This window comes from Amycolatopsis sp. NPDC039088, assembly GCF_055598845.1.
Genome location: NZ_JBVKAE010000028.1, coordinates 103,310 through 128,640, shown reverse-complemented (window position 1 = coordinate 128,640; position 25,331 = coordinate 103,310). Strand labels below are relative to the sequence as shown.

Below are 25,331 nucleotides of genomic sequence, written 5' to 3'. Positions count from 1 at the left end.
TGGGGTGGGGGGGGGGGGGGGGGGAAAAAAAAAAAACCCCCCCCCACGACCCCCTCACCAAACCCCGCAACTCGCCCAAATCGGGCACATTTGTCCCGAGAAGTGTCCCTTATGGACAGTCGGGAGCCAGGTGAGGCCCCTTTTTACGTGGGCCCGCTCCCGCCGTGTCCACCACGACGCGTTCGTCTTGTCCCGCTATAGAGGTGCAGCCGACCAGCACTTATGCGACTTTGCCGGAACCCTGGCGTCTAGCGCAGTGAAGGGGGCCTTCACGTACTTCCGGGGTTATTCGGTGAAGTCGCCGGTGGCCTTCCGGACCTTGGTGAGCAGGTCGGTCAGCTGCTCGGTCTGCTTGCCGGTGAGCCCGGTCAGCCCGAAGTCGATCTCGGTGACCGCCTTGGTGGCCTCTTCGCGGCGTACGCGGCCTTCTTCGGTGATCTCGACCAAGGTGGTGCGGCGGTCGGTCGGATGCGGGACCCGCTTGACCAGACCGTCTTTTTCGAGCCGGTCGACGATGTTGGTGACGCTCGTCGGGTGCAGCTGCAGCCGCTCGCCCATCACCCGCATCGGCAGGCTGGACGCGCGCGCGAAGGTCAGCAGGACCAGTGCCTCGTACCGGGCGAACGTCAGCCCGTGCGGTTTGAGGGCACCGTCCACCGCGGACTGGATGATCTGCTGCACGCGCATGATCCCGGTCACCGCGGCCATGGTGGAGGACGGCCCGATACGGGCCTCCCACAGCTGCGCCGCGCGGGCGATCGGGTCGAACGGCAACGGACGGCTCATGGCGTTCGAAGTTACCAGCGGGTACCCGTGCCACGCCGCACGACCGGGTGTTATGCGTGGGAAAAGTGTCTGAACGAGGAGCAGAACATGATCGTGGCCTTCAGTGTCAGCCCGTCCGCGACCGAGGACGACGGCGGTGTCAGCGAAGCCGTCGCCCGCGCGGTGAAGGTGGTGCGCGAGTCCGGCCTGCCGAATTCGACCAACGCGATGTTCACCAACATCGAGGGCTCCTGGGACGAGGTCATGGACGTCGTCAAACGGGCCGTCGAGGCCGCGGGGGAGGGTTCGTCGAGGGTCGGGCTGGTGCTCAAGGCCGACATCCGGCCGGGTTACGAAGGCCAGCTGACCGCGAAGGTCGAGCGCGTCGAGAAGCACCTGAGCGAATGAGTCAGGGGAGCGGTGGGGTGAAGGAGACCATCCACAGCTTGTCCTTGACCGCGATCGCCACCGGATAGCCGAACGCGCTGCCGTCGGCCAGTTTCCCGCTGACGGTCGCCGAGGTCGGCGAGACGTCGTCCGGCGCGAACGTCACCGAGACGTCGTGGGCACCGCGGCCCGCCAACGCGTCGATGTAGGACTTCGCGAAGTCGTCCGCCGACGCGGGCGGATAGTCGATGAGCTCGGAGAGGGCCTCGACGTCGTGCCGGTTGAGCGCGGTGGCGAGGTCCTCCCGGAGCTGCCCAGGACTGCCGACACCGGGGTCGGGCCGATGGGTGATCAGAACGGTGATCACGGCCACCCACGTGACCGCGATGGCGATCGCGGCGACCACCGTGGCCGTCCTGCGTGTCGGAATGTCGATCACCCCCTCGCAGCGAGCCTGCCGGAACGGACCCGTCCTGCCAAGCGGGCAGCCGGGGCACCTGCGGTGAAACGCTCGGCGATGCGTGCCAGGATGGAACCGTGACACACCCACGCGGATCAGCAGCGAAGACGGCGGCGATGTCCGCCGCGCTTTCCGGCGCGGTCGACCTTTCCGCACTCAAGGCACGAGCCGAAGCGACTCAGAAACAGCCCCCGGCGCCACCGCGGCCATCCTCGGACGGCGGGGCACCGGCCGGTCCGGCAGCGGGCGGCGCCGTGATCGAAGTCACCGAAGCGACCTTCCAGGCCGAGGTCGTCGAGCGATCCCTGCAGCAGCTGGTGGTCGTCGACCTGTGGGCCGAATGGTGCGGCCCGTGCAAGCAGCTCAGCCCGGTGCTGGAGCGCCTCGCCGCCGAGTCCGGCGGTGCCTGGGTGCTCGCGAAGGTGGACGTCGACGCGAACCCGCGCATCGCGCAGCTTTTCGGTGCGCAGTCGATCCCGACGGTCATCGCCATCGGCGGCGGCCAGCCGGTCGACGCGTTCTCGGGCGCGCTGCCCGAACCCGAGATCCGCAAGTGGCTCGGTTCTCTGCTCGACGCGCTGCGCGACCGGCTGCCCGGGATCAAGGCGGCCGAGGAGAACGGCGGCGGCGTCGAACAGCCGGAGGACCCGCGCTTCACCGAGGCCGAGGAAGCCTTCGAACGCGGTGACTTCGCCGCGGCGCAGGCGGCCTACGAGCGCATCCTCGACGTCGAGCCGGCGAACGAGGAGGCGAAGACCGCGCTCGCGCAGGTCAAGTTCACCGCGCGCGCCGAGGCCGCCGGCCCCGACGCGATCGCGAAGGCCGACGCCGACCCGGCCGACCTCGACGCCCAGCTCGCCGCGGCCGACCTCGAGGTCGCCGGGCAGCAGCCGGAGGCGGGTTTCGCGCGGCTGGTCGCGGCCGTGCGGCGTACCGCGGGCGACGACCGCAACAAGGTGCGGGAGCACCTGGTGGCGCTGTTCGACCTGTTCGACCCGACCGACGAGCGCGTCATGAAGGCGCGACGGGACCTGGCGAGCGCTCTGTACTGAGGTATCGCAACCCCTGGATGCTATGAAAGGTCCTTTCCTTGCAAATTTGCAAGGAAAGGACCTTTCATAGCATTTCAGGGACCGACGACCGGACCGCTCACGATCAGCCGTACTGGGTCGAGCACACCGACGAGCTCTCCAGGTAGCCCTTCCGCAGCGCCTCGATCCGCTCGAAACCGTTGTCCACGCGCTTGCCGTTGACGTCGGCCGAGACGAGGCTCTCCGGGCTCAGCAGATCCGAGATGGCCTCGTCGAGGTCACCGGCCGAGAGCCGCAGGGTCGCGCCGGGCACCGTGCTGGCCTTCGCCCACGCACCGACCAGGCAGGCGGTGCGCAGCCCGGCGTTCGCGTTGTCGATCGACGCGCCGACACCCTTCTGGATGCCCATGGCGTAGCGGGACGCGATTTCCGAGAACGCGGCGAAGTCGCCCTTGCCCTCGCTGTGCCCGCTCTTCCACTCGGCTTCCTGGTCGACCGGCTGGGCCAGTTCGCGCAGCTTGGCCATGTCGATGCTGACGGTGTTGTTCGACGCGCAGTACGAGGCGGGCGGGGTGCTGGGGCCGCCGGGGCAGCTGCCGTTGCCGTCCTCGGTGATCTCCGGGCCGGGGACGCCGGCGCCCTTGAAGGCCTCGTCGAGGCTCTTCTTCAGGATCCCGACGATCTCGGCGTCGATCTTCTCGTCGCCCTTGCCCTTGTCACCCTTGTCGAACGGGCGCTCGGTGATCCGCGCCTTGATGTTCTCCTCGTTCATCGTGGCGCATTCCTTCGGGCCCTTCTCGAACCCGACCTGGAACGCGTACGTGCGGTCGAACGCCGTGCCGTGCGCGCCCTGTTTCGTCGCGCTGGTGCCCGCCTGGTCGCGGATCAGGAACAGCGACGCCATGACCTGGCTGAGGCCCTCGGAGGTGGAGACGCGGTAGAACTTGCTCTTGTCCTCGGCGACCCAGCGGAAGTAGCCGCCGGCGAAGCAGTCGGCCTGCTGTTCCTTGACGATCGACGGGGTGTTCTTCTTGATGCTGGCCTTCTCGCCGAGCCGGTACTGGACGGCGTGCCCGAGTTCGTGCGCGAGCACGACGGCGCTCGCCATCTTCCCGAACCGTTCGCGCAGCATCGGCAGCAGCACGCCGCGGTCCCACGCCACCGAGTCGTCCGGCGGGCAGTAGAAGGCGTTGACCAAGCCCTTGACGCTGCCGCATTCGGTGTCTTCGTCGTCGGATCGCGCGCTGTAGGACAGCAGCGACTTCAGCGGCTCGTACGGCTGGCCGAAGTCACGCGGCATGACCTCGGTCCAGTAGGTCTGCGCGTCGGCGATCGCGGCGATGGCGAGCTTGTCGTCCTCGGAGCCGTCCTCGTTGCGGACCTGCAGGTCCGGCTTGGGCGCGTCCGGCTTCAGCCCGCTCTCGAAATGCGTGACCGGCAGGCCGGCGATGTCACCGGCTCCCGGCTGGCTGCCTTCCTTGCCGGTCGAGGTTCCCTTGTCGCCGCAAGCGCTCAGCCCGAGGGCCAGCACCGTCACGACCGCGATCAGAGCGGGTCGGCGACCTAAGCCCCGCGCTCCCCCTTGGATCATGTTCACTCGCTTATCATCAAGGCCCCGACCGGGCCGCGTACTCCGGCAAGCAGGGACCATACCCAGCGCTTATGGCCCGCGTGCAGGTAATCCCCGAAGTGGGTCTTGAGCGGGGTGGGGACCGTGGCGATATGGTCGCTCCTCATGAGAGCTGTCCGCCGGTTCACCGTCCGCGCGAGCCTGCCGGAGTCGCTCTCCGGCCTCGGTGACCTCGCCACGAATCTGCGCTGGACCTGGCATCCGCCGACCCGTGATCTGTTCGCGTCGATGGACGCGGAGCTGTTCAACCGCGTCCGCGATCCGCTGCGGATGCTCACCGCCCTGCCACCGGCCCGGCTCGACGAACTGGCCGTCGACGACGCCTTCCTCGCCCACGCGCGCGAGGCGGTCGCCGATCTGGACCGCTATCTCGCCGAGCCGCGCTGGTACCAGAAGCAGGACGACGCCGAGCTGCCGTCGGCCGTCGCGTACTTCTCGATGGAGTTCGGTGTCACCGAAGCACTGCCGAACTACTCCGGCGGCCTCGGCGTGCTCGCCGGAGACCACCTCAAGGCGGCCTCCGACCTCGGCGTGCCGATGATCGGTGTCGGGCTGCTCTACCGCGCCGGGTACTTCCGGCAGGCGCTGTCGCTCGACGGCTGGCAGGTCGAGCACTACCCGGTGATCGATCCCAACGCCTTCCCGCTGGAGCTGCTGACCGACGGCGGGAAGCCGGTGCTGGTCGACGTCGCGATGCCCGCCGGGCGCACCCTGCACGCGCAGATCTGGAAGGCCCGCGTCGGCCGGATCCCGTTGCTGCTGCTGGACACCGACACCGAGACCAACGACGAGGACCTGCGCGCGGTCACCGACCGGCTCTACGGCGGCGACGCCGACCATCGCATCCGCCAGGAGATCCTGGCCGGGATCGGCGGCTTCCGCGCGGTGCGGCGCTACTGCGAACTGACCGGACATCCGCAGCCGAAGGTGTTCCACACCAACGAAGGCCACGCCGGGTTCCTCGGTCTGGAACGCGCCCGTGAGATCATCCAGGCCGACGGGCTGGCCTTCGACGAGGCGCTGCCCGCCGTCCGCGCGGGCACCGTGTTCACCACGCACACCCCGGTCAGCGCCGGTATCGACCGGTTCCCCGTCGACCTCGTCCAGCGGTACTTCACCGACGGCAGGCTCGTCCCGGACGTCGACCCGCGCCGCGTGCTGGCGCTCGGCGCGGAGGACAACCCCGGCCTGTTCAACATGGCGCATATGGGATTGCGGCTCGCGCAGCGGGCGAACGGCGTCTCGGCACTGCACGGCCGGGTGTCACGGCGGATGTTCTCCCGGCTGTGGCCCGGCTTCGACTTCGACGAGGTGCCCGTTTCGTCGGTCACCAACGGCGTGCACGGGCCCACCTGGGTGGCGCGCGAACTGAGCGCGCTGCTCGGGCGCAACCACGAGGAATGGGGCCTCGACGGCACCCAGGGCAAACCGCTGCGCGACGGTGTCAGCGACGAGCAGCTGTGGGCACTGCGGCGTGAACTGCGCGAGAAGCTGGTCGCCGAGGTCCGGCGCCGGGTGCGGGCCGCGTGGATGCAGCGCGGCGCGTCCGCGCTCGAACTCGGCTGGACCGACACGGTCTTCGACCCGGACGTGCTGACCGTCGGCTTCGCGCGCCGCGTGCCGACGTACAAACGGCTGACGTTGATGCTGCGCGACCCGGAGCGCCTGCGCGCATTGCTGCTGGACGAGCGGCGCCCGATCCAGCTCGTCGTCGCCGGCAAGTCGCATCCGGCCGACGACGGCGGCAAGCAGCTGATCCAGCAGATCGTCCGGTTCGTCGACGATCCCGAGGTGCGGCGCCGGATCGTGTTCCTGCCGGACTACGACATGTCCATGGCGCGCTACCTCTACCGCGGCTGCGACGTCTGGCTCAACACGCCGGTACGCCCGCTGGAGGCGTGCGGGACCTCGGGGATGAAGTCCGCGCTCAACGGCGGCCTCAACCTGTCCATCCGGGACGGCTGGTGGGACGAGTGCTACGACGGCAGCAACGGCTGGGCGATCCCGACCGCGGACGGCGTCACCGACCCGCTGCGCCGGGACGAACTGGAGGCCGCGGCGCTGTACGACCTGCTGGGCCACCAGATCGCGCCGCTGTTCTACGACCGTGACGCCGACGGTGTGCCCGGCGGCTGGCTGTCGATGGTGTGGCACACGCTGGAGACGCTCGGGCCGCGGGTGCAGGCGTCGCGCATGGTGCGGGAGTACGTCGAATCGGGCTATCTGCCCGCGTCGCGGATGGTCGCCGAGGCGACGGGTGACGGGTACCGCGGCGCGCTGTCGCTGGCCGACTACCGGACCAAACTCGACGTCTCGTGGCCGCGCGTGCGGATCTTCGACACCGAACTGCTCGTCGAGGACGCCGCGCCGATGGTCACCGGGACCGAGGTGACCATCCGGGCGCGGATCGACCTCGCCGGCCTCGAACCGTCCGAAGTGGACGTTCAGGCCGTGGTCGGGAAGGTGGGCGACGGGGACGAGCTGAGCGAACCGGTCACCGTCGGCATGTCCGGCGACGGGATCGGCGCGTTCTCCGCGCGGCTGAAGCTGCCGCATCCCGGCTCGATCGGCTACACCGTCCGCGTGCTGCCGAAACACCGGTTGCTCGCGACTCCGGCGGAACTCGCGCGCGTGGTTCTGGCTTGAGCGATTGTCAAGCCGGTGCCGAACAAAGTAAAACCCTGATCTTCGATTTCCGCCGAACAATGACAAACGCGCAGGTGAAATAGACTTTGCCGGGCCTATCCCGAATATCGGAGGAATGGTGGCTTCGGCGAAGGAAACGAAACTGTCGCGCCGGGCCAAGGACCGGCTGCATCACATCCACGCCCGCGCCGGTATCCGGCAGGAGGGGCTCGCCCGCGCGCTCGGGCCCGAACTGCGCGCCATCTGGGGTATCGCCGAGGACGCCGAGCCCGGCCGGGTGCGCGAGATCGTCCTTTTGCGACTGAACCGCGTCCTCGGCCGGTTCGCCGACCCGCTCATGCCCGACATCGTCTGGACCGCCTACAACCTCGGCGTCGACTCGGCGGACGGCGAGTCGGGAATGGTCGGCAGGCTCCGGGGCCTGGTCGCCCGCGGCCAGGTCACCGTGTCCGAACGGACCTGTACCCGGCGGTTCTACGAATTCCTGGGGAGCGTCAAGAACAGCCTGGACGGCTTTCAAGAGGATCTCACCGGAGAAGACTTCCGGCTCGCTTCGCAGTGGCTCGCCAGGAACGTCCGGCCGGATCGCGAAGAGCTCGCCAGTCCCAGCGCGCTTCCCGAGGTCGCCGGCGAGCCCGTCTCCCCGGTACTGCGGACCTTCCTCGAACGCTCGGTGTGGGGTCCGGCGGACCTGGCGGGCGCGCCGCTCCCGGCCCGGCTCGGTACGCACGGCGACTGGTTCTGTGTCTTCACCGACGAGCGGCTGCTCGCCGAGTACCGCGCGGCCACCGGTGCGGGCTGGCCCCGGATCCGCCGCCGGACCGGACGCGAGGTCGTGGCGGCCGCGGCCGGGCGGCCCGTGGCGACCGGCGTGCTGGTCAACCCACGCCCGACGCGGGGTTCGGGCATCGACGCGGCGCTGCCGCTGTCCCCGGCCTCGGTCGCCAGGCTGACGGTCCGGTAGGCGTCAGGGGACGGCGGGAGTGCCGCCCTCCCGGATCGGGAGGCCGGCCGAACGCCAGGCGCGGAACCCGCCTTCGAGGTCGGTCGCGCCCGGAAGGCCGAGTCGCCGCAGGTCGGCGGCGGCCAGGCTGGACGCGTACCCCTCGTTGCACACGACGATCACCGTCGAGTCCGGCTTCACCTCCGGCAGCCGCCATTCGCTGTCCGGCACGAGCCGCCATTCGAGGTGGATCCGCTCGACGACCACCGAACCGGGGATCTCACCCTCTTCGAGCCGGTTGACGTGCGGACGGATGTCCACGATCAAGGCTCCGTCGCGTTGCAGCCGCAGTGCCTGCTCGGGCTCCGCCCGGTCCAGTCCGGACCGGGCGGCAGCCAGCAGGTCGTCGATCGCACTCATGAACCCAGTATCGGGGCCAGCGAGGGGATCTCGGCGGGAACGTCGGCGAGCGTGCGGTATTCGCGGGTCGCGACCAGCGGCGGCGAGTAGGCGTGGACGCTGGCGGCGGGCTCGGTGCCGATACCGGTCACCTGGTGCGCGCGCCCCGCGCCGAAGCCGATGCTCTCGCCGACGACGTGCGTGCGGCGCCGGATCGGGCCGCCGGGGTAGCGGTACTCCTCGCCGAGTTCGCCTTGCAGGACGGTGAACGAACCGGACGCGCCGCCGTGATCGTGCGGTTTCGTCTGCTGGCCGGGCAGCCAGGACAGCAGCCACAGCTCGACGCCGTCGGTCAGCGCGAGCCGGGCCCACCAGCGGCGGTCCTCGTCGAAGCGCAGCAGGCCGCGCAGGCCGGTGGTCAGTTCGGTGGCGACGGTGGAGGTCAGCTCGGCCAGTTCCCGCGGCGTCCAGAGCAGGCGCTCGGGGTGCAGCAGCTCCGGTAGCAGCGGGTCGATCAGCTGCGGGTGGATCTCGAAGTCCTGGCGGGGCGAAAGGGACGTGGTCAACTCGGGGCTCCTCGTGAAGGCTCGCGGGCTCGGAAAGCAGGGCCGAACGCGGCGCGACACGGGTGGCCGTCGGAAGAGCCGGAACTCAGCCGTGTCGCGCGGTGGTACACCCGCACGAGGCGACGAGGAGCAGGTCGATGGCCCGGCGGCGCCAGAAAGAGCCCCCGATGGCGGGGAAGGCGGCGGACACGAACCTGATCACGTGCTCGATGCTGCCACAGCCACGGCGCGCGGGTCGCCCTGTCCCACTCCCTGGACCAGCCGCTTTCCGCGGACCGGCGGCCCGGTGTTCACGCGCGCGCGTGTGCGGACACAATGGGCGCGTGAGTGAGCCGATCCAGCCCAGCGAACTTGACGACCTCGTGGTGAGGATGACCGGTGTCGGGGTCCGCCGAACAGGCAACGATCTCCTCGCCGACCTCGACTGGACCGTGGAACTGGACGAGCGATGGGTGGTGCTCGGCCCGAACGGCGCGGGCAAGACCACCCTGCTCCGGCTGGCCGCGGCCGAACTCCACCCGACCTCGGGAACGGTCGACCTCCTCGGCGACCGGATCGGCAAGGTCAACATCTTCGACCTGCGCCCGCGGATCGGGTTCACCTCGGCCGCAATCGCCCAGCGCGTGCCCGGCGACGAGCGCGTGGTCGACGTCGTGGTGAGTGCCGGGTACGCCGTCGTCGGCCGCTGGCGTGAGGAATACGACAGCCTCGACACCGACCGCGCCCGCGAACTGCTGGGCGCCCTGGGCATCCCGCACCTGGCCGAGCGCACCTTCGGCACGCTGTCGGAGGGCGAGCGCAAGCGGACCCTGATCGCGCGGTCGCTGATGACCGACCCGGAGATGCTGCTGCTCGACGAGCCCGCCGCCGGACTCGACCTCGGCGGCCGCGAGGACCTGGTCGCGCGCCTCTCGGAGCTGGCACTCGACCCGGAGGCCCCGGCCATGGTGCTCGTCACCCACCACGTGGAAGAAATCCCGCCGGGATTCACCCACGCGCTGCTGCTCCGGGACGGCCGCGCGGTCGCTTCCGGCCTCATGGACGACGTCGTGACCAGCGACAACCTGTCCAAGACGTTCGACCAGGACCTCCTGCTCGAACGGTCCGGTGATCGCTTCTTCGCCCGTCGGCGTTGAGAAGTCGTACTGACCGGTAGCCTGCAATCTGTCTTGGACGGTTAAGGAGGACGGCGTGGGAGAGTTCGTAAGCCTGGAGGTCGAAGGCGGGGTCGGCACGATCCGGCTGGACCGTCCGCCGGTCAACGCGCTGAACAACCAGGTGCAGGCCGAGCTCGCGGAAGCGGCTCGTGAGGCCTCCGAGCGCGACGACGTGCGCGCCGTGATCCTCTACGGCGGCGAGAAGACCTTCGCGGGCGGCGCGGACATCAAGGAGATGGCCGAGCGCACCTACCCCGAGATCGCGAAGTTCGGCGCCGCGCTGACCGCGTCGCTGGCCACCATCGCGAACATCCCGAAGCCGGTCGTCGCGGCCATCACCGGTTACGCGCTGGGCGGCGGCCTCGAACTCGCGCTGACCGCGGACCGCCGGATCGCCGGCGACAACGTCAAGGTCGGCCAGCCCGAGATCCAGCTCGGCGTCATCCCCGGTGCCGGTGGCACGCAGCGCCTCGCGCGGCTCATCGGCCCGAGTAAGACCAAGGACCTCGTGTTCACCGGCCGGTTCGTGAAGGCCGAAGAGGCGCTCGCGCTGGGCATCCTCGACGAGGTCGTCGCGCCGGACGACGTCTACGCCGCCGCGCACAAGTGGGCCTCGCAGTTCGCGAACGGGCCCGCCGTGGCGCTGCGCGCCGCGAAGGCCGCGATCGACGGCGGTCTCGACACCGACCTCGCGAGCGGTCTCAAGCTCGAATCGCACCTCTTCGCCGCGCTGTGGGCGACCGAGGATCAGCGCAACGGCATGAAGTCGTTCATCGAAAACGGTCCTGGCAAGGCCACCTTCGAGGGGAAGTAGCCCGATGACCCAGGTGAACGATCCGGCGCCGAACCCGCACGCCACCGCCGAAGAGGTCAAGGCCGCTTTCGGCGACCCCAAGCTCGCCAACGTGCTGTACCACGACTGGGAAGCCGGGACCTACGACGAAAAGTGGTCCATCTCCTACGACGAGCGGTGCATCTCCTACGCGACCGACGTGTTCAACGCGGTCGCCGGTGAAGACGGCCAGCCGTACCCGACCGCGATGGAACTGGGCAGCGGCACCGGTTTCTTCCTGCTGAACCTGATGCAGGGCGGCGTCATCAAGAAGGGGTCGGTCACCGACCTCTCGCCGGGCATGGTCCAGGTCGCGCTGCGCAACGCCGAGAACCTCGGCCTCGACGTCGACGGCCGCGTCGCCGACGCCGAGCGGATTCCCTATGAGGACAACAGCTTCGACCTCGTCGTCGGGCACGCGGTGCTGCACCACATCCCGGACGTCCGCGCGGCGTTCGCCGAGGTGCTGCGGGTGCTGAAGCCGGGCGGCCGGTTCGTCTTCGCGGGTGAGCCGACGAAGGTCGGCGACTTCTACGCGCGCAAGCTCGGTCAGATCACCTGGTACCTCACCACCAACCTGACCAAGCTGCCGGTACTGAACGGCTGGCGCCGCCCGCAGGAGGAACTCGACGAGTCCTCCCGTGCGGCCGCGCTGGAGGCCGTCGTCGACATCCACACCTTCGACCCGTCCGAACTGGAGTCGATGGCTCGCGGCGCCGGGGCACAGGACGTCCGCGCGGTCACCGAAGAGTTCGCGGCCGCGCTCGCGGGCTGGCCGATCCGGACCTTCGAAGCCGCCGTGCCGCAGGAGAAATTGACCCTGCGCTGGCGTCTGTTCGCGTACCGGCTGTGGCTGCGGCTGTCCGCTTTGGACAAGAAGCTGCTCGCCAAGGTGCTGCCGCGCGAGCTGTTCTACAACGTGATGATCACCGGTACCAAGCGGTCGTAGGTGCCGTATCGGTTCTCGCTCGACGACGTCGCCTTCCTGCGCTCCGGCGCGGGAAGCGCGGCGCTCGCCGAATGCTCGTCCCTGCCGCTGACCGACAAGACCCGCATCGCCGACGTCGCCGCCGTGCGCCGGATCGCCCCGGACCACGCGGCCGCGGTGCTGGAAACGGTGGTGCTGCGACGGAAGTCCGCGTCCAAACTGGACTCGGCGACCTCGTGGCTGTTCACCGGCGACGCACTCCAGCAGGCCAGCGCCACCGAGGTCGCACGGCACCGGGCCGCGCGGCTCGCGGGCCGCGACGTCCACGACGTGACCTGTTCCGTCGGCGCGGACCTGATCGAGATCGCCCGCGTCGCCTCTCGGGCACTGGGCTCGGATCTGGACGAGGTCCGGCTGGCGATGGCGCGGCACAACGCCGTCGAGGCCGGGGTTTCCCCAGTCTTGCTGCGGGCCGACGCGCTTCGGCCGGTCAGCCGGTCCGCGGTCGTCGTGGCCGACCCCGCCCGTCGTGACTCGGCCGGGCGGCGGGCGTGGAAACCCGCCGATTTCCTGCCGCCGCTGGATGGACTGGTCGAGGCGTACGCGGGCCGCGAACTCTCGGTCAAATGCGCGCCGGGTCTCGATTTCTCCATCGCGCCTTGGGCCGACGAGGTCGAACTGGTCTCTTTGGACGGTCAGGTCCGCGAGGCGTGCCTGTGGCGCGGCGTGGGATCCACCGTGTCGCGGCGGGCGACGGTGTTGCGTTCGGACGGTGCACAGTGGACGGTCACCGACGCCGATCCCGACGAGATCCCCGTACGTGAGCCCGGTGAATGGATCGTCGATCCCGATGGCGCCGTCGTCCGGGCGGGACTCGTGCGGCATTACGCGGCGCGGCACGGCCTGTGGCAGCTCGACGAGCGGATCGCGTACCTCACGGGAGACGTTCCGCCGCCGGGAATCCGGGCGTTCCGGGTGTTCGAGTACGGACCGTACAGCGAGAAGAATCTGCGCGTACTGCTGAAAAAACACGATATCGGGCGGCTGGAAATCCTCGTCCGCGGTCTGGATGTGGATCCGGATGCGTTGCGGCGCAAGCTGAAACCCAAAGGAAATGAAGAAGCGACTTTGGTACTGACCAGAATCGGCCGTTCTGGAGTAGCGTTCCTGTGCCGCGCACAGATCACCTGAGGAGCACTTCCATGAGCCGGTTCACCGGTCTGCTGAAACTGGCCGCCGCCGCGGCCGCCGGAGCCGTCCTCGCCGGCGGTGCGACCGCCGTCGCGAACAGCGACGACGCCGCCTGGCGCCGCGGGCACGAGCCCGCCAACATCGGCCAGGTCAAACTCGACGTGAAGGCCTACTACGGCGATGTCGTCGGCAGCGACGGCAAGCACCGGTACTCGGATGACAGCCGGTTCGTGTCCGACACCAAACGGCAGGTCTCCGATGCGGAGCGCTACCTCCAGCGCAGGCTCGACCACGGTGTGAAGAACGCCGCGATCGTGCTCGACGTCGACGACACCTCCGAGGTCACCTACGGCTGGGAAGCCGACAACGACTTCGGCTTCGACCCGAAGAAGCAGCAGGAAGCGATCGACAAGGGCACGTTCGTCGCGAACAAGCCGGTGCTGGAACTGGCGAACTGGGCGGCGCAGCGCGGCGTCAAGATCTACTTCCTGACCGGCCGCAACGAGTTCCAGGGCCCGCAGTCGCTCAAGAACCTCGCGAACGAGGGCTTCCCGGCACCTGCGGGGGCGTTCTTCAAGCCGAAGACCACCGCGCCCGACTACCTGCCGTGCGGGCTTACCTGCACCACCGTGCAGTACAAGGCGGGCACGCGGAAGCACATCGCCTCGACCGGCGCGAACATCGTGCTCAACTTCGGCGACCAGTTCAGCGACCTCGAAGGCGGTTACGCGGAGTTCCCGGTGAAGCTGCCGAACCCGATGTACTACCTGCCCTGAGGGGAATATCCGCGCGGGCACGGTCGCTGTGCCCGGTATCGGAAACCCCCGAGGGAGCTGATCCATGTCTGACAAGAAGGTGCTGAAGCCCAGCGCGGACCACCCGATCACGGTGTCGCCGAACAAGGCGAGGGTGGTCGTCACGGTCGGCGGGAAGGTCGTGGCGGACAGCGCGAACGCGCTGACGCTGCAGGAGTCGAACTACCCGCCGGCGCAGTACATCCCGCGTGCCGACGTCGACTTCGACCTGCTGGAACGGACGGAACACTCGACGTACTGCCCGTTCAAGGGCGACGCCTCGTACTACAGCATCCGCACCGGCGACGGCGTCGCCGAGAACGCCGTGTGGACCTACGAAGCGCCGCACGACGCGGTCGCCGAGATCAAGGACCACGTCGCTTTCTACCCGTCGAAGGTCGACGCGATCGAAGAGCGCTGACCTAGCCCGCTGTCCGTGAAGGCCTCCTTTCCTACCTTGAGGGGGCCTTCACGGGAGCTGGTTGATCCGGTCCCCGTCGGCCGCGAGCGAGGTGTCGGGTTCGATTCGCCAGGCCTCCAGGCCGGGCGTCTTGAGGAGCGCGTCGACCAGGGCCTCCTCACCGGCGACGAGGGTCGAGTCGAAGTCGACCTCGGTGGCCACGCACCACGCGCGGTCGTCCGGCCAGAACAGGTTGGGGGATTGCGCCTCGAACCAGCTCGGCCGGGGCCGCCAGCCGAGTTCCGTCGCCGCCGTCAGCTGCCCGGTGAACAGCAGGTAGTCGCGGCCGGGATGCCGCAGCCGAGGCGCTTCCAGGTGTTCGCGGGACAGCGTGGCCTCGTCGGCCCAGCCGTAGCCTTCCCACAGACAGAACCAGGCGTCCGAGGTGGACGTATGGTCGCGCAGGACGGCCAGCAGGGCCGTGAGGCTGTGCGACGGCAGAGTGCCGCGGCCGGGCGGCGAGCCCCGCCAGAGTGAGCCGGTGAGGTTCACCGGATCCGGGGAGCCCACGAGGGCGTGCCACTGCATGGCGCCGTGTGCGCGCCGCCCCGTTTCCGCCGCGGCTTCGCTCCAGCTCGCCCAGCCGCCACGGTCGCGTTCGGCGGGGTGGCAGATCCGGGCGTAGGCGGCGTATCCGCGGGGGACCGTGCGGCAGGCCGCGCCGAACGCCCCACCGAGTCGGGAGGAGATCCACTCGGCGGGGGACGGGTCGAGTACCGGCCTCAGCACGCTCGGCAGTCTCCAGCAAGATCAAGTGACGCGCATCTTGTCGGTGGGCGGGGGCGTACTGCCGGTCCTGGGCGCTCCCGGACGGCCGCGTGGACCTCGTCTGGGACGGGCGAGAGCTCGCCGCGATCACCACGTCTGGTCGAGGATCCGGGGCGGTATTGGCGGAGCTACGCGGTGCGGCCGGAACTCCTCGGCCTGGAGGAAACCGTTTGACGGTGGACGACAGCCGGCGGTCAGATGTTCGCCGTGAGTACTGGGCAGAGGTATCCCGTCGACGAGGAACTCGTGCGGCGGTTGATCGCGGCGCAGTTCCCCCATTGGGCCGGGCTCGCGGTCGAACGGTTGCCGTCCGGTGGCACGGTCAACGCCATGTTCCGGCTGGGTGACGACCTCGTCGTGAGGCTGCCACTCGGTGAAAGCGGTGCCGAGGACGTGGCGCTGGAGCAGAAGTGGTTGCCCCGTCTCGCGCCTCGGCTACCCGCGCCCATTCCCGAAGTGACCGGGGCGGGCCAGGCGGACGAGGGCTATCCATGGCGATGGTCGGTATATCGCTGGTTGCCGGGGGAGCATCCGCGGGCGGGCGCGCTGACCCGACCCGTCCAGTTGGCCGAAGAGCTGGCGGAATTCGTGACGGCGATGCGCAAGATCACCCTCCCGGGGGCGCCGACGGCACACCGCGGCGGGCCACTCGCGTCACTCGACGCGGAGACTCGTGCGGCCATCGAGCGCCTACGCGCGATTCAAGAGGAGAACGTCGACTGTGACGCCGCCATCGCCGTCTGGGAGAAGGCGTTAGGAGCCGCGGCCTGGGACGGGCCACCGGTGTGGCTGCACGCGGATCTGATGCCGGGCAACCTTTTGGTCAACGGCGACAGGCTTTCCGCGGTGCTCGACTTCGGCTGTCTGGGGATGGGCGACCCGGCCTGTGACCTGTTCCCGGCCTGGAATCTGTTGCCCACAGAGGCGAGGGAGGCCTTCCGTGAGGCGTTGCGCGTGGACGACGCGACCTGGACGCGCGGCCGAGGACGGACGCTTTCGCAGGCGCTGATCGCACTGCCGTACTACCGGAAGACGAACGCCGCGATGGCAGGCAACGCGCGGCACGTGATCCGCGCGGTGCTGGAGGAGTGTGGTTGTCGAGAGGCGAGGCGAAGGCCGTGTCGGGTGCGGGGGTGATGACAAAGGCGATACCGGCCGTGACTGCGTGGGAATAAGGACGTTGCGCCTGGATCGTGCCGGCGATGCGTCCGGCGGAGGACGTGGGTCTCGGCAGGGTGCGGGGGCGTCCTTCTCCGCTTCAGGTGTGGCGAAGGGTCCCTTCGGCCTGGTCGTTCGTGAGCGGGGATTCGGGTTAGAACACGAATCGCCACTCACGACCCCCGCGCGGGCACGCCACATTCGGCTTGCCCCTCACGTGAGTCATGCCGGGCATGGTGACCATCAACTCCTTGATCAGGAGCTATGAATGTCGCGATTAGCGACATCGGCGAGGGTGCCTGGAGCAAGATCGAAGACCGGCGCTCCACGCATGCCGAATTTCCACACAGAAGCTCAGTAGCTTCGGCCTATGTCCTGAGGTGCATGGTGTTGCGTCTCGGTTCGCCTGTCGGGTCGAGGTAGGCGGGTGAGGTGAACTCTGGCAGTCCGTCTTGGGCGATGACGACTTTCCATTCGCTGTGGTGGATCAACCGGTGATGCTTGGTGCAGAGGAGCACGAGATTGTCGATTTTGGTTTCGCCGTGGTGTCGCCAGAAGACGATGTGGTGTGCGGTGCAGCGGGGTACGGGCATGTCGCAGCCTGGGAAGGCGCAGCCTCCGTCGCGGATGGTCAACGCGTACTTCTGGGCCAGTGACACTGTCCGTTTGGATCGGCCGATGTCCAAGGGTTCGCCCGCGGTGCCCAAAACACCGGGCCGGACACGGGCATCACAGGCCAGGATGCGGGCATCGGTGGCGCTGATCGGCCCGACGAGATCCAGATGCGCTTCGCCGAGGTCCCGCATGAGGTCGTCGTAGGACATGGTGACGAGGATGTGGGTGGCCTCCCCGGCCTGGCCGGGAAGGTTCCGGCTGGTGGTCTTCAGCCGCACATAGTCGGTGAACGCATCCCCATAACGCTCGTCCTGGGTACGGGAGTCCCGGACCCCGTCGATGGCCTTGTGCGGTTTCGCCATCGGGTCGAGGTCGGACTTCAACCGCGCATACGTTTCAAGATCCAGTCTGGCCTTGAGCCCCAGGGTGCCGTCACGGTGCTTCACGAACCGCAACTCCGGCCTGGTGTCTTTCGGATCCTCACTCCGCGGCTCTTTCCCATCGGGATCCAGCTTGTCCAAGAGCCGTCGTCCGGCGCGGGCGATCTGGCGTGGCCCGGCGCGGCGGGCCAGATCGACGAGGATTTTCTCCCCGCCCCGCACATCCTCCTCCGCAACCGTGGACGGGATCCGGGCAAGGGTACGGATGATCGCGTCGATCTGGCCGCCGCCGATCGCACCCTCCGCCGCGGCTTCGGCCGTCAACGGCGCCAACGGCGGCTGCGGATCTCCACCGATAGCAGGACCCGGATGCAGGGCCAGCACCCGGTCCGCGCGGACTCCGGCTTCCTTGTCCGTGACATGAAAGTCTTCGAAGATCATCGCCGCCAACGTCGAATGACCACTGCATCCACGGACACCGCGGGAATTGATTTCCGCCAGGATCGCGTACTGCTCCGCCTCCAACTGCCGCTTCAGAACCTCGATTTCCTGCTTGCGGGCATGCAGCGTCGCAGTATCGACACGCCACCACTCAGTGGGCACCGCCTCAGGACTGTTTTCGCTGGCCACAACCTCAACAATACCCGCGCTCGAACACCTGTGCTATCGCATATTCAGACTACAGGCGATTTCAACCGGTGAACTTCCGCGCTTGATTCAGCTCGTCGACCACTCCGCCCGCAAAGCCCGCTTCGCCTCCACGAACAACGCCTGGTGCACGAGAAGTCGACCTTGTGCTAGCGTCGTCTTCGAGCCCCGTATGGGCCTACGCATGGAGGTAGCGGCTACTCAGCCACCAGAGATCGGCACACACCGTCTCTCGTAATCCACATCCCCTCGTCGTGGGATGACGCCTCCATGCGGTGTGTTCGGGACCCCTTGTGTCAGTGGGTCATCGTCGTCGTGCCTTTTTCCGGTGGCGGTTCCGCTCTCCTGTCGACATAGTGATGGGAAAGGAACGCGTTGACCGGCTTCAACGACAGGGTTATCGAAGAATTCAGGCAGCACAAGGGAAAGTTCGAGGAGTGGGAGCTGATCCTGCTGACCACCACCGGAGCGAAGAGCGGTGAGCGACGGACGAATCCGTTGGCGTACCTCGAGATCGACGGCAAGACCGTCGTCGTGGCCTCGAACATGGGAGCGCCGAAGCATCCCGGCTGGTATCACAACATCCGGCACGACCACAGGGTCACGATCGAGACGGGAACCGAGACCTACGAGGCGATCGCGGCCATTCCGCCCGGGGCGGAGCGTGACGCGTTGTTCGCGAAGGTCGTCGCCGCGGAACCGGGATTCGCCGAATACCAGGCGAAAACGTCGCGGGAACTACCCGTCTTGATCCTGCACCGGATCGACGACCGGGTGCGAGGAATGGGGGATTTCCTGGTGGAGGTCCACGAGTGGTTGCGCGGGGAGCTCAAGACACTGCGCGCCGGAGTCGACGACCTCGTCGCCGGCCGCGCGACTTCGCTCAGTATGGGGAAAACCCTGCGGGCGCACTGTGTTTCGTTCTGCGAGGCGCTGACCAAACATCATACGGGCGAGGACATGGGCGCGTTTCCGATGCTGGCACAACGGTTTCCCGCGCTCGCGCCGACGTTGGAGAAACTCGAGGAGGATCACGTCGTCGTCGCGGCGCTGCAGAAGCGGATCCGCGACCTCGTCGAGGGGTACGTCCACGGCGAGAGTGACCCGGTCCGGCTGCGCGACGACCTCGACGCGCTCGCGGGGAGGCTCGAAGCGCATTTCGCCGATGAGGAGGAAGCCGTCGTCGCGGCGCTGAACGTGACGGCGCCGTCAAACGGCTGATCGAGGGCGGACGCCCTGGGGTTCCGGCCCCGGGGCGTGTATCCTCAGAGGTGGCGCCGCTCTTCCAGCGTGACGCCGATCCGGCACGAGACGGGCGGAATTCGCCCCCGGCCTCGCCGAAGACCGCGGATGAGCGGTCCCCATTCGAAAGGTTTCACCGTCAAAACTCACAGCATGGACAGTGCGCTGTTCAGTCACCCGCTCGACACTCAGGTCGAGCGACACGACCACACGGCCCCTCAGGGCGAGCGATACGACGATCTGTTTCGCGAGCCCTCCTACCCCACCCAGGAACCTTCGGACGACACTGTTCGTTGAACGGGTAGCTCAACGTTTTGGGTGTCGTGTTGTCCAGCACGCTCGCGCAGAATTCGTCGCGGGCGTCGCCTTTTCGCGTCGTGCCGTGTCACCGGCTGATCCAGCCGGTACAAGTCCCGGCCATCGACAAGAAACGACGACATGACCTCAGTTCTCACCCCTCCGGACAGCGTGGAGCGGCAAGCGCCGCAACCACTGTTGTCCGGTGAGCAGTCCCGCACCGAAAACCTTCTCGTCAAGCTGTTCGCGGTGGTGCCACTGGTGGCACTGGCCGCATCCGTCCCCTTCGCGTGGGGCTGGGGACTCGGCTGGGTGGATCTCGGCCTTGCCGTCGGGTTCTACTTCCTGACCGGCCTCGGGGTGACCATCGGTTTCCACCGCTACTTCACCCACGGTGCCTTCAAGGCCAACCGCGGCCTGCGGATCGCGCTCGCGGTCACCGGCAGCATGGCCATGCAGGGTCCGGTCATCGGCTGGGTGGCCGACCACCGGCGTCACCATGCCTTCGCCGACCGCGAGGGCGACCCGCACTCCCCGTGGCGGTTCGGCACCACCCCGGCCGCGCTGGCCCGCGGTTTCTGGCACGCCCACATGGGCTGGCTGTTCGACCGCGAGAAGACCAACGTCGAACGGTTCGCGCCGGATCTGCAGGCCGACCGTGACATCGCCCGGATCGATCGCCTGTTCCCGGTGCTCACCCTCGTGACGTTGCTGGCCCCGGCCGTGCTCGGCGGGCTGATCACGATGTCGTGGTGGGGTGCGCTGACCGCGTTCTTCTGGGCGAGCCTGGTCCGGGTCGCGCTGCTGCACCACGTGACGTGGTCGGTGAACTCGCTGTGTCACCTGATCGGTGACCGCCCGTTCGCCGCCCGCGACAAGTCCGCGAACTTCTGGCCGCTCGCCATCGCTTCGATGGGCGAGTCCTGGCACAACTCCCACCACGCCGACCCCACCGGCGCCCGGCACGGTGTCCGACGCGGTCAGCTCGACATCTCCGCGCGGCTGATCTGGCTGTTCGAGAAGGCAGGCTGGGCGACCGACGTCCGGTGGCCCAAGGCCGACCGCCTCGGCCGCAAGCTCAATCCCGGCCACTCCTTGTCACTGCGCGGGAGCGCGCGGCGAGGCTGAGCCTCAGGCGATCAGGGCTTTGTCGGCGGAAGGCCGAACCTCGTGAACAGGGTCGGGTCGAGGAACGACGTGATCTCGCGGATCCGTTCGTCCCGCAGCGAGAGCACGTTGATCGACCAGGCGTGGTGCGTGGCTTCGGCCGACTCTCCGACGTAACAGGCCACCGCGGGCTGGCCGTTGGCGGTGATGATCTCGCTGCGCCAGCTCGGGCACCGGCCGAGCGGAACCTCGACGGCGAAGTCGGTGACGGCCTCGATGCCTCGGTACCAGTGCGCGAGCGGCGGCATGGACCAGGTGACGTCCTCGGTCAACAACGCCACGAGCGCGTCGGCGTCACCGCGCTCCAGCGCGGAGGCGAAGTCCGCGGCGATCCCGCGGACCCGGGTGTCCTCGAGCTTTCGCAGGGTCTGCTGCTGGCTGGGCGAGGGCACCTTCTCGGCCACGATGGCTCGCGCGCGTTGCAGCGCACTGTTCACCGCCGCGACCGAAGTGTCCATTGTGGACGCTATCTCGGCGGCGGAGAAGCCGAGGACGTCGAAGAGCAGCAGCGCGGCTCGCTGGTTGCCGGGCAGATGCTGCAACGCGGCGACGAAGGCCAGCTCGACGGTCTCGCGCTGTTCGTACAGCGTGTCGGGTCCGGCAGGGCCTTGGCCGAGGCTCCCGTCGGGATACGGGCCGAGCCACGCGACCTCGGTCACCGGCACGTGCTCAAGTACTGCGTGTTCGCTCGACGGGCCCAGATCCATCGGCAGGGCGCGTTTACCGCGTGCGGCGGCGGTGTCGAGACAGGTGCGCGTGGCGACGGTGTAGAGCCACGTACGCATCGAGCTGCGGCCCTCGAACCGCTCCAGTCCTCGCCAGGCCCGCAGGAGCGCGTCCTGCAAGGCGTCGTCGGCGTCGTGGAGCGAGCCGAGCATGCGGTAGCAGTGGGCGTGCAACTCGCGGCGCAGCGGCTCCACCAGGCGATTGAACGCCGCGGCGTCCCCATTGCGGGCTTCGGCGATGTCCGGGTCCTCGGCGCGCAAAATATCTTCGCTCACGATCGACGATTGTGCCCTTACGCGGTGCGAAGTGCCGTCACGGCCGGGGTGAACATCGTGGTCTTGATCGCGGAAATGGTGCCGCGATCCTTTCCGGCGAGCGGACGGACGACGTCGGCGGCGTACTCCAGCAGGGCCGGCTCCTCGGCGACGGCGTCCACGAGCCCGAGGTCTCGCGCGTCGCCGAGGTCGAGCACGAACACCGGGCTTCATCGCGGAGTGTTCGGAAATGGGCTCGCCCGCGGTGAACGCGCGGCGGAACAGGGCCGTCGGCAGGTCGACCACGCAGGTCGTGAGCACCTCGACGGCTTGGGCGTCCCGCCGGTCCCAGAGCCGCTCGGCGAGCCTGATCAGGAGTGCGACCAGGCGTTTGTCGAGTGTCAGGAGGTCGCCAGCGAGATCCTCCGGGACCTGCGGGCCGAGCAGGTGCTCCTTCTTGACGGTGAGGAGCATCCTGGCCGCTTCGGGCCTTAGGTCGGCGAACGTGGCCGTCGCGGGCTGTGACGTGGTTCACGCGCCGCGCTGTCACATCGGTCCGGTGGCCGGGGTCAACCCGACGAAGCACCGAGAACCAAGGGAGAAACCGAAATGTCCACCGCTTACGTCATCGTCACCGTCGTCGGAGCGTTCATGGCCGCTTTCTCGGCCGCCTCGATCTTCTTCCGCGCCAAGTGGGTCGTGCAGCCGCTGGCCGACTACGCCGTCCCGCACTCCTGGTGGAACCTGCTCGGTGTCGCCAAGGCCGCGGGCGCGCTCGGCCTGATCGCGGGCCTGTGGGTACCCGTGATCGGGGTCGCGGCCGGGATCGGCCTGGTGCTCTACTTCACCGGCGCCGTGATCACCGTGCTCCGCGCGCACTGGCCTTCGCACGTCGCTTTCCCGCTGATGTACCTGGCGCCCGTGGCCGCGTCACTGGTGCTCGGGTTCGCCGTTTGAGGTCAGGCGTCCCGGGACCACACCGCCAGTTCGGCGCCGCCGGGCTCGCGGAAGTGAAACCGGCGCCCACCGGGGAAGGCGAACGGCTCGACCGTGACGACTCCGCCCGCCGCCTCGACGGAATCCCTCGCCCGTCCGAGGTCGTCGGTGCGGATCGTCACGAGCGGCGCCGCAGGCTGCTGAGCGGCGTCCTGCTGGAAGCCGAGCGAGACCACGCCGCCGCTCTGGACGTCGCTGTATTCCGGACCGTACGGCGTCGCCGTCCAGCCGAAGGCCTTCTCGAAGAACCGGCCCGAGTCGTCTGCCGAGTTCGACGGGAACTCGACGAAGTCGATTTCGTACATGGGCCGGAAGCTACACCGGCCCACCGACGGAAACTCAGACGCTGCGCAGCACCGAGACCACGACGCCGAGCACGGCCGCGCGATCCCCGTCGATGACGTCGTAGGCGGGGTTGCGCGGTTCGAGGTACACGTGGCCGTCGCGGCGGCGGTACACCTTGACCGTGGCCTCCTCGTCGATCATCGCGGCGACGATCTGGCCGGAATGCGCCTCCTGCTGCTGCTTCACCACGACGATGTCGCCGTCGCAGATCGCCGCGTCGATCATCGAATCACCGCGCACCCGCAGCCCGAAGACGTTCCCGCGACCGGTAAGTTCACGCGGAAGGGTCATCACGTCGTCGACGTGCTCGACGGCCGAGATGGGTGTTCCCGCGGCGATGTCACCGACGACGGGAACCGGCACGGAGTCCTCTGTGGACTGTCGCGACTGCGTGCCGTGCAGGAACGCGCGCACGTCGATGGGCCGGGAAATCGAGCTGCTGCGGCGGAGAAAACCCTTCTCCTCCAAGGCCGCCAGATGCTTCGAGACCGAGGACGTTGACCGCAGCCCGACCGCTTCGCCGATCTCCCGCGTGCTCGGCGAGTACCCGTGCTCGACCACCCAATCGCGGATGGTCAGCAGGATCTTCTGCTGGCGCTCCGGCAGGGAAGCGGCTTCCTCGAACACGTCAAGATCGTGGTAGGCGGTCATCCGCGGAATGGTAGTTCGTGCAGGCCGCCGCGATCGCCGCGGTGTCCCGATGGAACGGCCACGCCACCATGTCGAAGACTTCGCCGTGAAGATCGGCCGGATGGTCGCCCGGCGGGGCCGAAAGACCGATCCCGCCGCCATTTCCGTCCGCTTGACTCGATCGTATGAACATGAAGATCACGGCGACGGCGCTCGCCGCCGCGACGGCGACGGTCGCGCTGACCGGATGCGGTCTCAAAGAAGGCCTGACCGAAAAGGCGAACGGTCATGTCAAGACGGTCGGCTACCCGACCGGCGCGGAAGGCAAGCGGGACGAGAACGCCCGGCTGCCGGAGTGGGTACCGGACAAGGCCGCGTCGGTCACCGAGGTCATCCGGACCACCGGTTCGGAGCGGCTCCTGCGGTTCACCGGCGGGGAACTGCCCGACCTCTGCGTGCCGGGTCCCGCCGCGCCTCAGACGGCCACGCTGATCGCCCCGTGGTGGCCGCAAGGCCAGGAAAGCCGGACCGACAAGGTCTGCGGTGAATGGCATGTGCTCGTCCAGGACGGTGCCGTCTACGCGTTCAAACCGGAGACACTGGTGAGTCCCAGGTCCTGAGCCGCGCCGGCTGACAGTGCCTGTCAGGCCCGTGCCAGCGCCGTGTGCGTTGCCTGCCAGCCACCCGCGACAACATCTGGAATGTCATTCCAGTCGCGAGGCACAAGGGGCACACCATGCACACTCCTGTCACGATCATCGGCGCCGGGCTCGGCGGCCTCACCCTGGCCAGGGTGCTGCACGTTCACGGGATTCCGGCCGTCGTCCACGAGGGCGAGCCCTCGCCGATGGCGCGGGCGCAGGGCGGGATGCTCGACATCCACGACTACAACGGCCAGCTCGCCGTCGAGGCGGCAGGCCTGATGGACGAGTTCCGCGGGCTGATCCTGGAAGGCCGCCAGGCGCTGCGCGTCCTCGATTCGGACGGGACCGTCCTGTTCGAGAAGGGCGACGACGGTACGGGTGGCCGTCCCGAGGTGTACCGCGGCGAACTGCGGCAGATGCTGCTCGACTCGCTTCCGGACGGCACCGTCCGGTGGTCGGGCAAAGCCGTCGGTGCCCGGACGCTGGACGACGGCCGCCACGAAGTGACCTTCGCCGACGGCACCACCACGGTCACCGGTCTCCTGGTCGGCGCCGACGGCGCTTGGTCACGGGTGCGGCCGCTGCTCACGGACGCCACACCGGAGTACACCGGCACGTCCGTCGTCGAGACCTATCTGTTCGACGCCGACACCCGGCACGTCGCCGCGGCCAAGGCGGTCGGCGGCGGCTCGATGTTCGGGAGCGGGGCCACCCCGGGCAAGGGCATCAACGCGCACCGCGAGCGGGGTGACACCTTGCACGCCTACGTGGAGATCACCGAACCGCTGGACTGGTTCGAAGCCATCGACTTCACCGACACCGCCGCGGCCACCGCGCGGATCGCGCGCGAGTTCGACGGCTGGGCACCGGAACTCCTCGCGCTGATCACCGAAAGCGACATCGCGCCGATCCATCGTCCGTTCTTCGCCCTGCCGACCGGGCGTCGATGGAACCGCGTGCCGGGGGTGACCCTCGTCGGCGACGCCGCGCACCTCGGGGCACCGAACGGGGAAGGCGCCAACCTGGCGATGCTCGACGGCGCCGAACTCGGCAAGGCCCTCGCCGCCCGTCCCGGCGACGTCGAAGCCGCGCTCGCCGAATACGAGGAGGCCATGTTCACGCGCTGGGAAACCCCGATCGACGAGGACTTCCTCATCGAGAGCCTGTTCGGTGACGAGCCTCCCGCGCGGCTGCTCGACCTGTTCGGGAACGGGGATCGCGCGTCCTGAGCCTCGGCCGATGGCCGCGGCGGTAGCTCCGTCGCGGCCTGTT

General features: G+C 68.6%; 26 protein-coding genes and 1 pseudogene. 16 read left to right on the top strand and 11 right to left on the bottom strand.

From position 1 onward, the window contains the following. Positions 1-285: 285 nt before the first annotated feature. Positions 286-786 carry a MarR family winged helix-turn-helix transcriptional regulator gene (locus ACZ7KI_RS31030; RefSeq protein WP_061982117.1) on the bottom strand — a complete coding sequence of 167 codons (501 nt, stop codon included), beginning with the start codon at positions 784-786 and terminating at the stop codon, positions 286-288. 87 nt (positions 787-873) lie between these two features. Here ACZ7KI_RS31030 and ACZ7KI_RS31025 point away from each other — a divergent pair, with 87 nt between their 5' ends. Continuing rightward, positions 874-1,173, top strand: a complete 300-nt coding sequence (locus ACZ7KI_RS31025; RefSeq protein ID WP_470276592.1) for a thiamine-binding protein — start codon at positions 874-876, stop codon at positions 1,171-1,173. A 1-nt stretch (position 1,174) separates the two neighbouring features. On the opposite strand, the gene ACZ7KI_RS31020 is transcribed toward ACZ7KI_RS31025, so the two are convergent. Next, positions 1,175-1,558 carry a hypothetical protein gene (locus ACZ7KI_RS31020; protein WP_470276591.1) on the bottom strand — a complete coding sequence of 128 codons (384 nt, stop codon included), beginning with the start codon at positions 1,556-1,558 and terminating at the stop codon, positions 1,175-1,177. Between the two features lie 131 nt (positions 1,559-1,689). On the opposite strand from ACZ7KI_RS31020, the gene ACZ7KI_RS31015 reads away from it, so the two are divergent. Next, entirely contained in the window at positions 1,690-2,664 is a 975-nt protein-coding gene (locus ACZ7KI_RS31015; RefSeq protein WP_470276590.1) for a tetratricopeptide repeat protein, read from the top strand. Positions 2,665-2,767: 103 nt separating this feature from the next. On the opposite strand, the gene ACZ7KI_RS31010 is transcribed toward ACZ7KI_RS31015, so the two are convergent. Continuing rightward, a complete protein-coding gene (locus ACZ7KI_RS31010) occupies positions 2,768-4,234 on the bottom strand; it encodes a neutral zinc metallopeptidase (RefSeq protein WP_470276589.1) in 1,467 nt (488 codons plus the stop codon). A gap of 144 nt (positions 4,235-4,378) precedes the next feature. On the opposite strand from ACZ7KI_RS31010, the gene glgP reads away from it, so the two are divergent. Together glgP and ACZ7KI_RS31000 are read left to right on the top strand one after the other, a co-directional pair. Further along, a complete protein-coding gene (gene glgP, locus ACZ7KI_RS31005; RefSeq protein ID WP_470276588.1) occupies positions 4,379-6,919 on the top strand; it encodes an alpha-glucan family phosphorylase in 2,541 nt (846 codons plus the stop codon). Between the two features lie 115 nt (positions 6,920-7,034). Then, the gene (locus tag ACZ7KI_RS31000) at positions 7,035-7,883 is read left to right on the top strand and encodes a hypothetical protein (protein WP_470276587.1); all 849 of its coding nucleotides are present in this window, start codon (positions 7,035-7,037) and stop codon (positions 7,881-7,883) included. A 3-nt stretch (positions 7,884-7,886) separates the two neighbouring features. Here the strand turns inward: ACZ7KI_RS31000 and ACZ7KI_RS30995 are convergent, their stop codons facing one another. Both ACZ7KI_RS30995 and ACZ7KI_RS30990 read right to left on the bottom strand, forming a co-directional pair. Further along, positions 7,887-8,282, bottom strand: a complete 396-nt coding sequence (locus ACZ7KI_RS30995) for a rhodanese-like domain-containing protein (protein WP_470276586.1) — start codon at positions 8,280-8,282, stop codon at positions 7,887-7,889. Then, positions 8,279-8,827 carry a cysteine dioxygenase gene (locus ACZ7KI_RS30990; RefSeq protein ID WP_470276585.1) on the bottom strand — a complete coding sequence of 183 codons (549 nt, stop codon included), beginning with the start codon at positions 8,825-8,827 and terminating at the stop codon, positions 8,279-8,281. Before ACZ7KI_RS30990 ends, ACZ7KI_RS30995 begins: the two co-directional genes overlap by 4 nt. Positions 8,828-9,150: 323 nt before the next feature. On the opposite strand from ACZ7KI_RS30990, the gene ACZ7KI_RS30985 reads away from it, so the two are divergent. From ACZ7KI_RS30985 to ACZ7KI_RS30960, 6 genes are all read left to right on the top strand, one after another. Beyond that, positions 9,151-9,963, top strand: coding sequence for an ABC transporter ATP-binding protein (locus ACZ7KI_RS30985; RefSeq protein WP_470276584.1), 813 nt, complete (start codon positions 9,151-9,153; stop codon positions 9,961-9,963). A gap of 55 nt (positions 9,964-10,018) precedes the next feature. After that, on the top strand, positions 10,019-10,798 hold the full coding sequence (locus ACZ7KI_RS30980; protein WP_005167845.1) for an enoyl-CoA hydratase/isomerase family protein: 780 nt from the start codon (positions 10,019-10,021) through the stop codon (positions 10,796-10,798). A 4-nt stretch (positions 10,799-10,802) separates the two neighbouring features. Next, complete coding sequence (locus ACZ7KI_RS30975) at positions 10,803-11,765, top strand: methyltransferase domain-containing protein (RefSeq protein WP_470276583.1); 963 nt, start codon at positions 10,803-10,805, stop codon at positions 11,763-11,765. Next, a complete protein-coding gene (locus ACZ7KI_RS30970) occupies positions 11,766-12,935 on the top strand; it encodes a class I SAM-dependent methyltransferase (RefSeq protein WP_470276582.1) in 1,170 nt (389 codons plus the stop codon). A gap of 11 nt (positions 12,936-12,946) precedes the next feature. Beyond that, positions 12,947-13,711 (top strand): HAD family acid phosphatase, encoded by a 765-nt coding sequence (locus tag ACZ7KI_RS30965; RefSeq protein ID WP_470276581.1) that lies wholly within the window; start codon positions 12,947-12,949, stop codon positions 13,709-13,711. Positions 13,712-13,775: 64 nt separating this feature from the next. Further along, positions 13,776-14,150, top strand: a complete 375-nt coding sequence (locus ACZ7KI_RS30960; RefSeq protein WP_470276580.1) for a DUF427 domain-containing protein — start codon at positions 13,776-13,778, stop codon at positions 14,148-14,150. A gap of 48 nt (positions 14,151-14,198) precedes the next feature. Here the strand turns inward: ACZ7KI_RS30960 and ACZ7KI_RS30955 are convergent, their stop codons facing one another. After that, positions 14,199-14,918 (bottom strand): hypothetical protein, encoded by a 720-nt coding sequence (locus ACZ7KI_RS30955; protein ID WP_470276579.1) that lies wholly within the window; start codon positions 14,916-14,918, stop codon positions 14,199-14,201. Between the two features lie 246 nt (positions 14,919-15,164). Between ACZ7KI_RS30955 and ACZ7KI_RS30950 the strand changes: the two genes are divergently transcribed. After that, positions 15,165-16,094, top strand: a complete 930-nt coding sequence (locus ACZ7KI_RS30950) for an aminoglycoside phosphotransferase family protein (protein WP_470276578.1) — start codon at positions 15,165-15,167, stop codon at positions 16,092-16,094. Between the two features lie 389 nt (positions 16,095-16,483). Here ACZ7KI_RS30950 and ACZ7KI_RS30945 read toward each other — a convergent pair whose 3' ends face one another. After that, positions 16,484-17,740: an HNH endonuclease signature motif containing protein gene (locus ACZ7KI_RS30945; protein ID WP_470276577.1), complete on the bottom strand. Its 1,257-nt coding sequence runs from the start codon at positions 17,738-17,740 to the stop codon at positions 16,484-16,486. 393 nt (positions 17,741-18,133) lie between these two features. Here ACZ7KI_RS30945 and ACZ7KI_RS30940 point away from each other — a divergent pair, with 393 nt between their 5' ends. Both ACZ7KI_RS30940 and ACZ7KI_RS30935 read left to right on the top strand, forming a co-directional pair. Beyond that, positions 18,134-18,979, top strand: coding sequence for a nitroreductase/quinone reductase family protein (locus ACZ7KI_RS30940; RefSeq protein WP_470276576.1), 846 nt, complete (start codon positions 18,134-18,136; stop codon positions 18,977-18,979). A 459-nt stretch (positions 18,980-19,438) separates the two neighbouring features. Further along, positions 19,439-20,425 carry an acyl-CoA desaturase gene (locus tag ACZ7KI_RS30935; RefSeq protein ID WP_470276575.1) on the top strand — a complete coding sequence of 329 codons (987 nt, stop codon included), beginning with the start codon at positions 19,439-19,441 and terminating at the stop codon, positions 20,423-20,425. A gap of 11 nt (positions 20,426-20,436) precedes the next feature. Here the strand turns inward: ACZ7KI_RS30935 and ACZ7KI_RS30930 are convergent, their stop codons facing one another. Both ACZ7KI_RS30930 and ACZ7KI_RS30925 read right to left on the bottom strand, forming a co-directional pair. Then, positions 20,437-21,465: a sigma-70 family RNA polymerase sigma factor gene (locus tag ACZ7KI_RS30930; RefSeq protein ID WP_470276574.1), complete on the bottom strand. Its 1,029-nt coding sequence runs from the start codon at positions 21,463-21,465 to the stop codon at positions 20,437-20,439. A 17-nt stretch (positions 21,466-21,482) separates the two neighbouring features. After that, positions 21,483-21,647: pseudogene (locus ACZ7KI_RS30925) on the bottom strand (enoyl-CoA hydratase/isomerase family protein); the annotation flags it as partial. Positions 21,648-22,053: 406 nt separating this feature from the next. Here ACZ7KI_RS30925 and ACZ7KI_RS30920 point away from each other — a divergent pair. After that, the gene (locus ACZ7KI_RS30920; protein WP_470276573.1) at positions 22,054-22,401 is read left to right on the top strand and encodes a DoxX family protein; all 348 of its coding nucleotides are present in this window, start codon (positions 22,054-22,056) and stop codon (positions 22,399-22,401) included. Between the two features lie 2 nt (positions 22,402-22,403). Here ACZ7KI_RS30920 and ACZ7KI_RS30915 read toward each other — a convergent pair whose 3' ends face one another. Next, positions 22,404-22,745, bottom strand: a complete 342-nt coding sequence (locus ACZ7KI_RS30915; RefSeq protein ID WP_465501366.1) for a VOC family protein — start codon at positions 22,743-22,745, stop codon at positions 22,404-22,406. A gap of 34 nt (positions 22,746-22,779) precedes the next feature. Beyond that, complete coding sequence (gene lexA, locus ACZ7KI_RS30910) at positions 22,780-23,436, bottom strand: transcriptional repressor LexA (protein ID WP_470276572.1); 657 nt, start codon at positions 23,434-23,436, stop codon at positions 22,780-22,782. 170 nt (positions 23,437-23,606) lie between these two features. Here lexA and ACZ7KI_RS30905 point away from each other — a divergent pair, with 170 nt between their 5' ends. Both ACZ7KI_RS30905 and ACZ7KI_RS30900 read left to right on the top strand, forming a co-directional pair. Then, on the top strand, positions 23,607-24,035 hold the full coding sequence (locus ACZ7KI_RS30905) for a hypothetical protein (protein WP_470276571.1): 429 nt from the start codon (positions 23,607-23,609) through the stop codon (positions 24,033-24,035). 116 nt (positions 24,036-24,151) lie between these two features. Beyond that, entirely contained in the window at positions 24,152-25,288 is a 1,137-nt protein-coding gene (locus ACZ7KI_RS30900; RefSeq protein WP_470276570.1) for an FAD-dependent oxidoreductase, read from the top strand. Positions 25,289-25,331 lie beyond the last annotated feature (43 nt).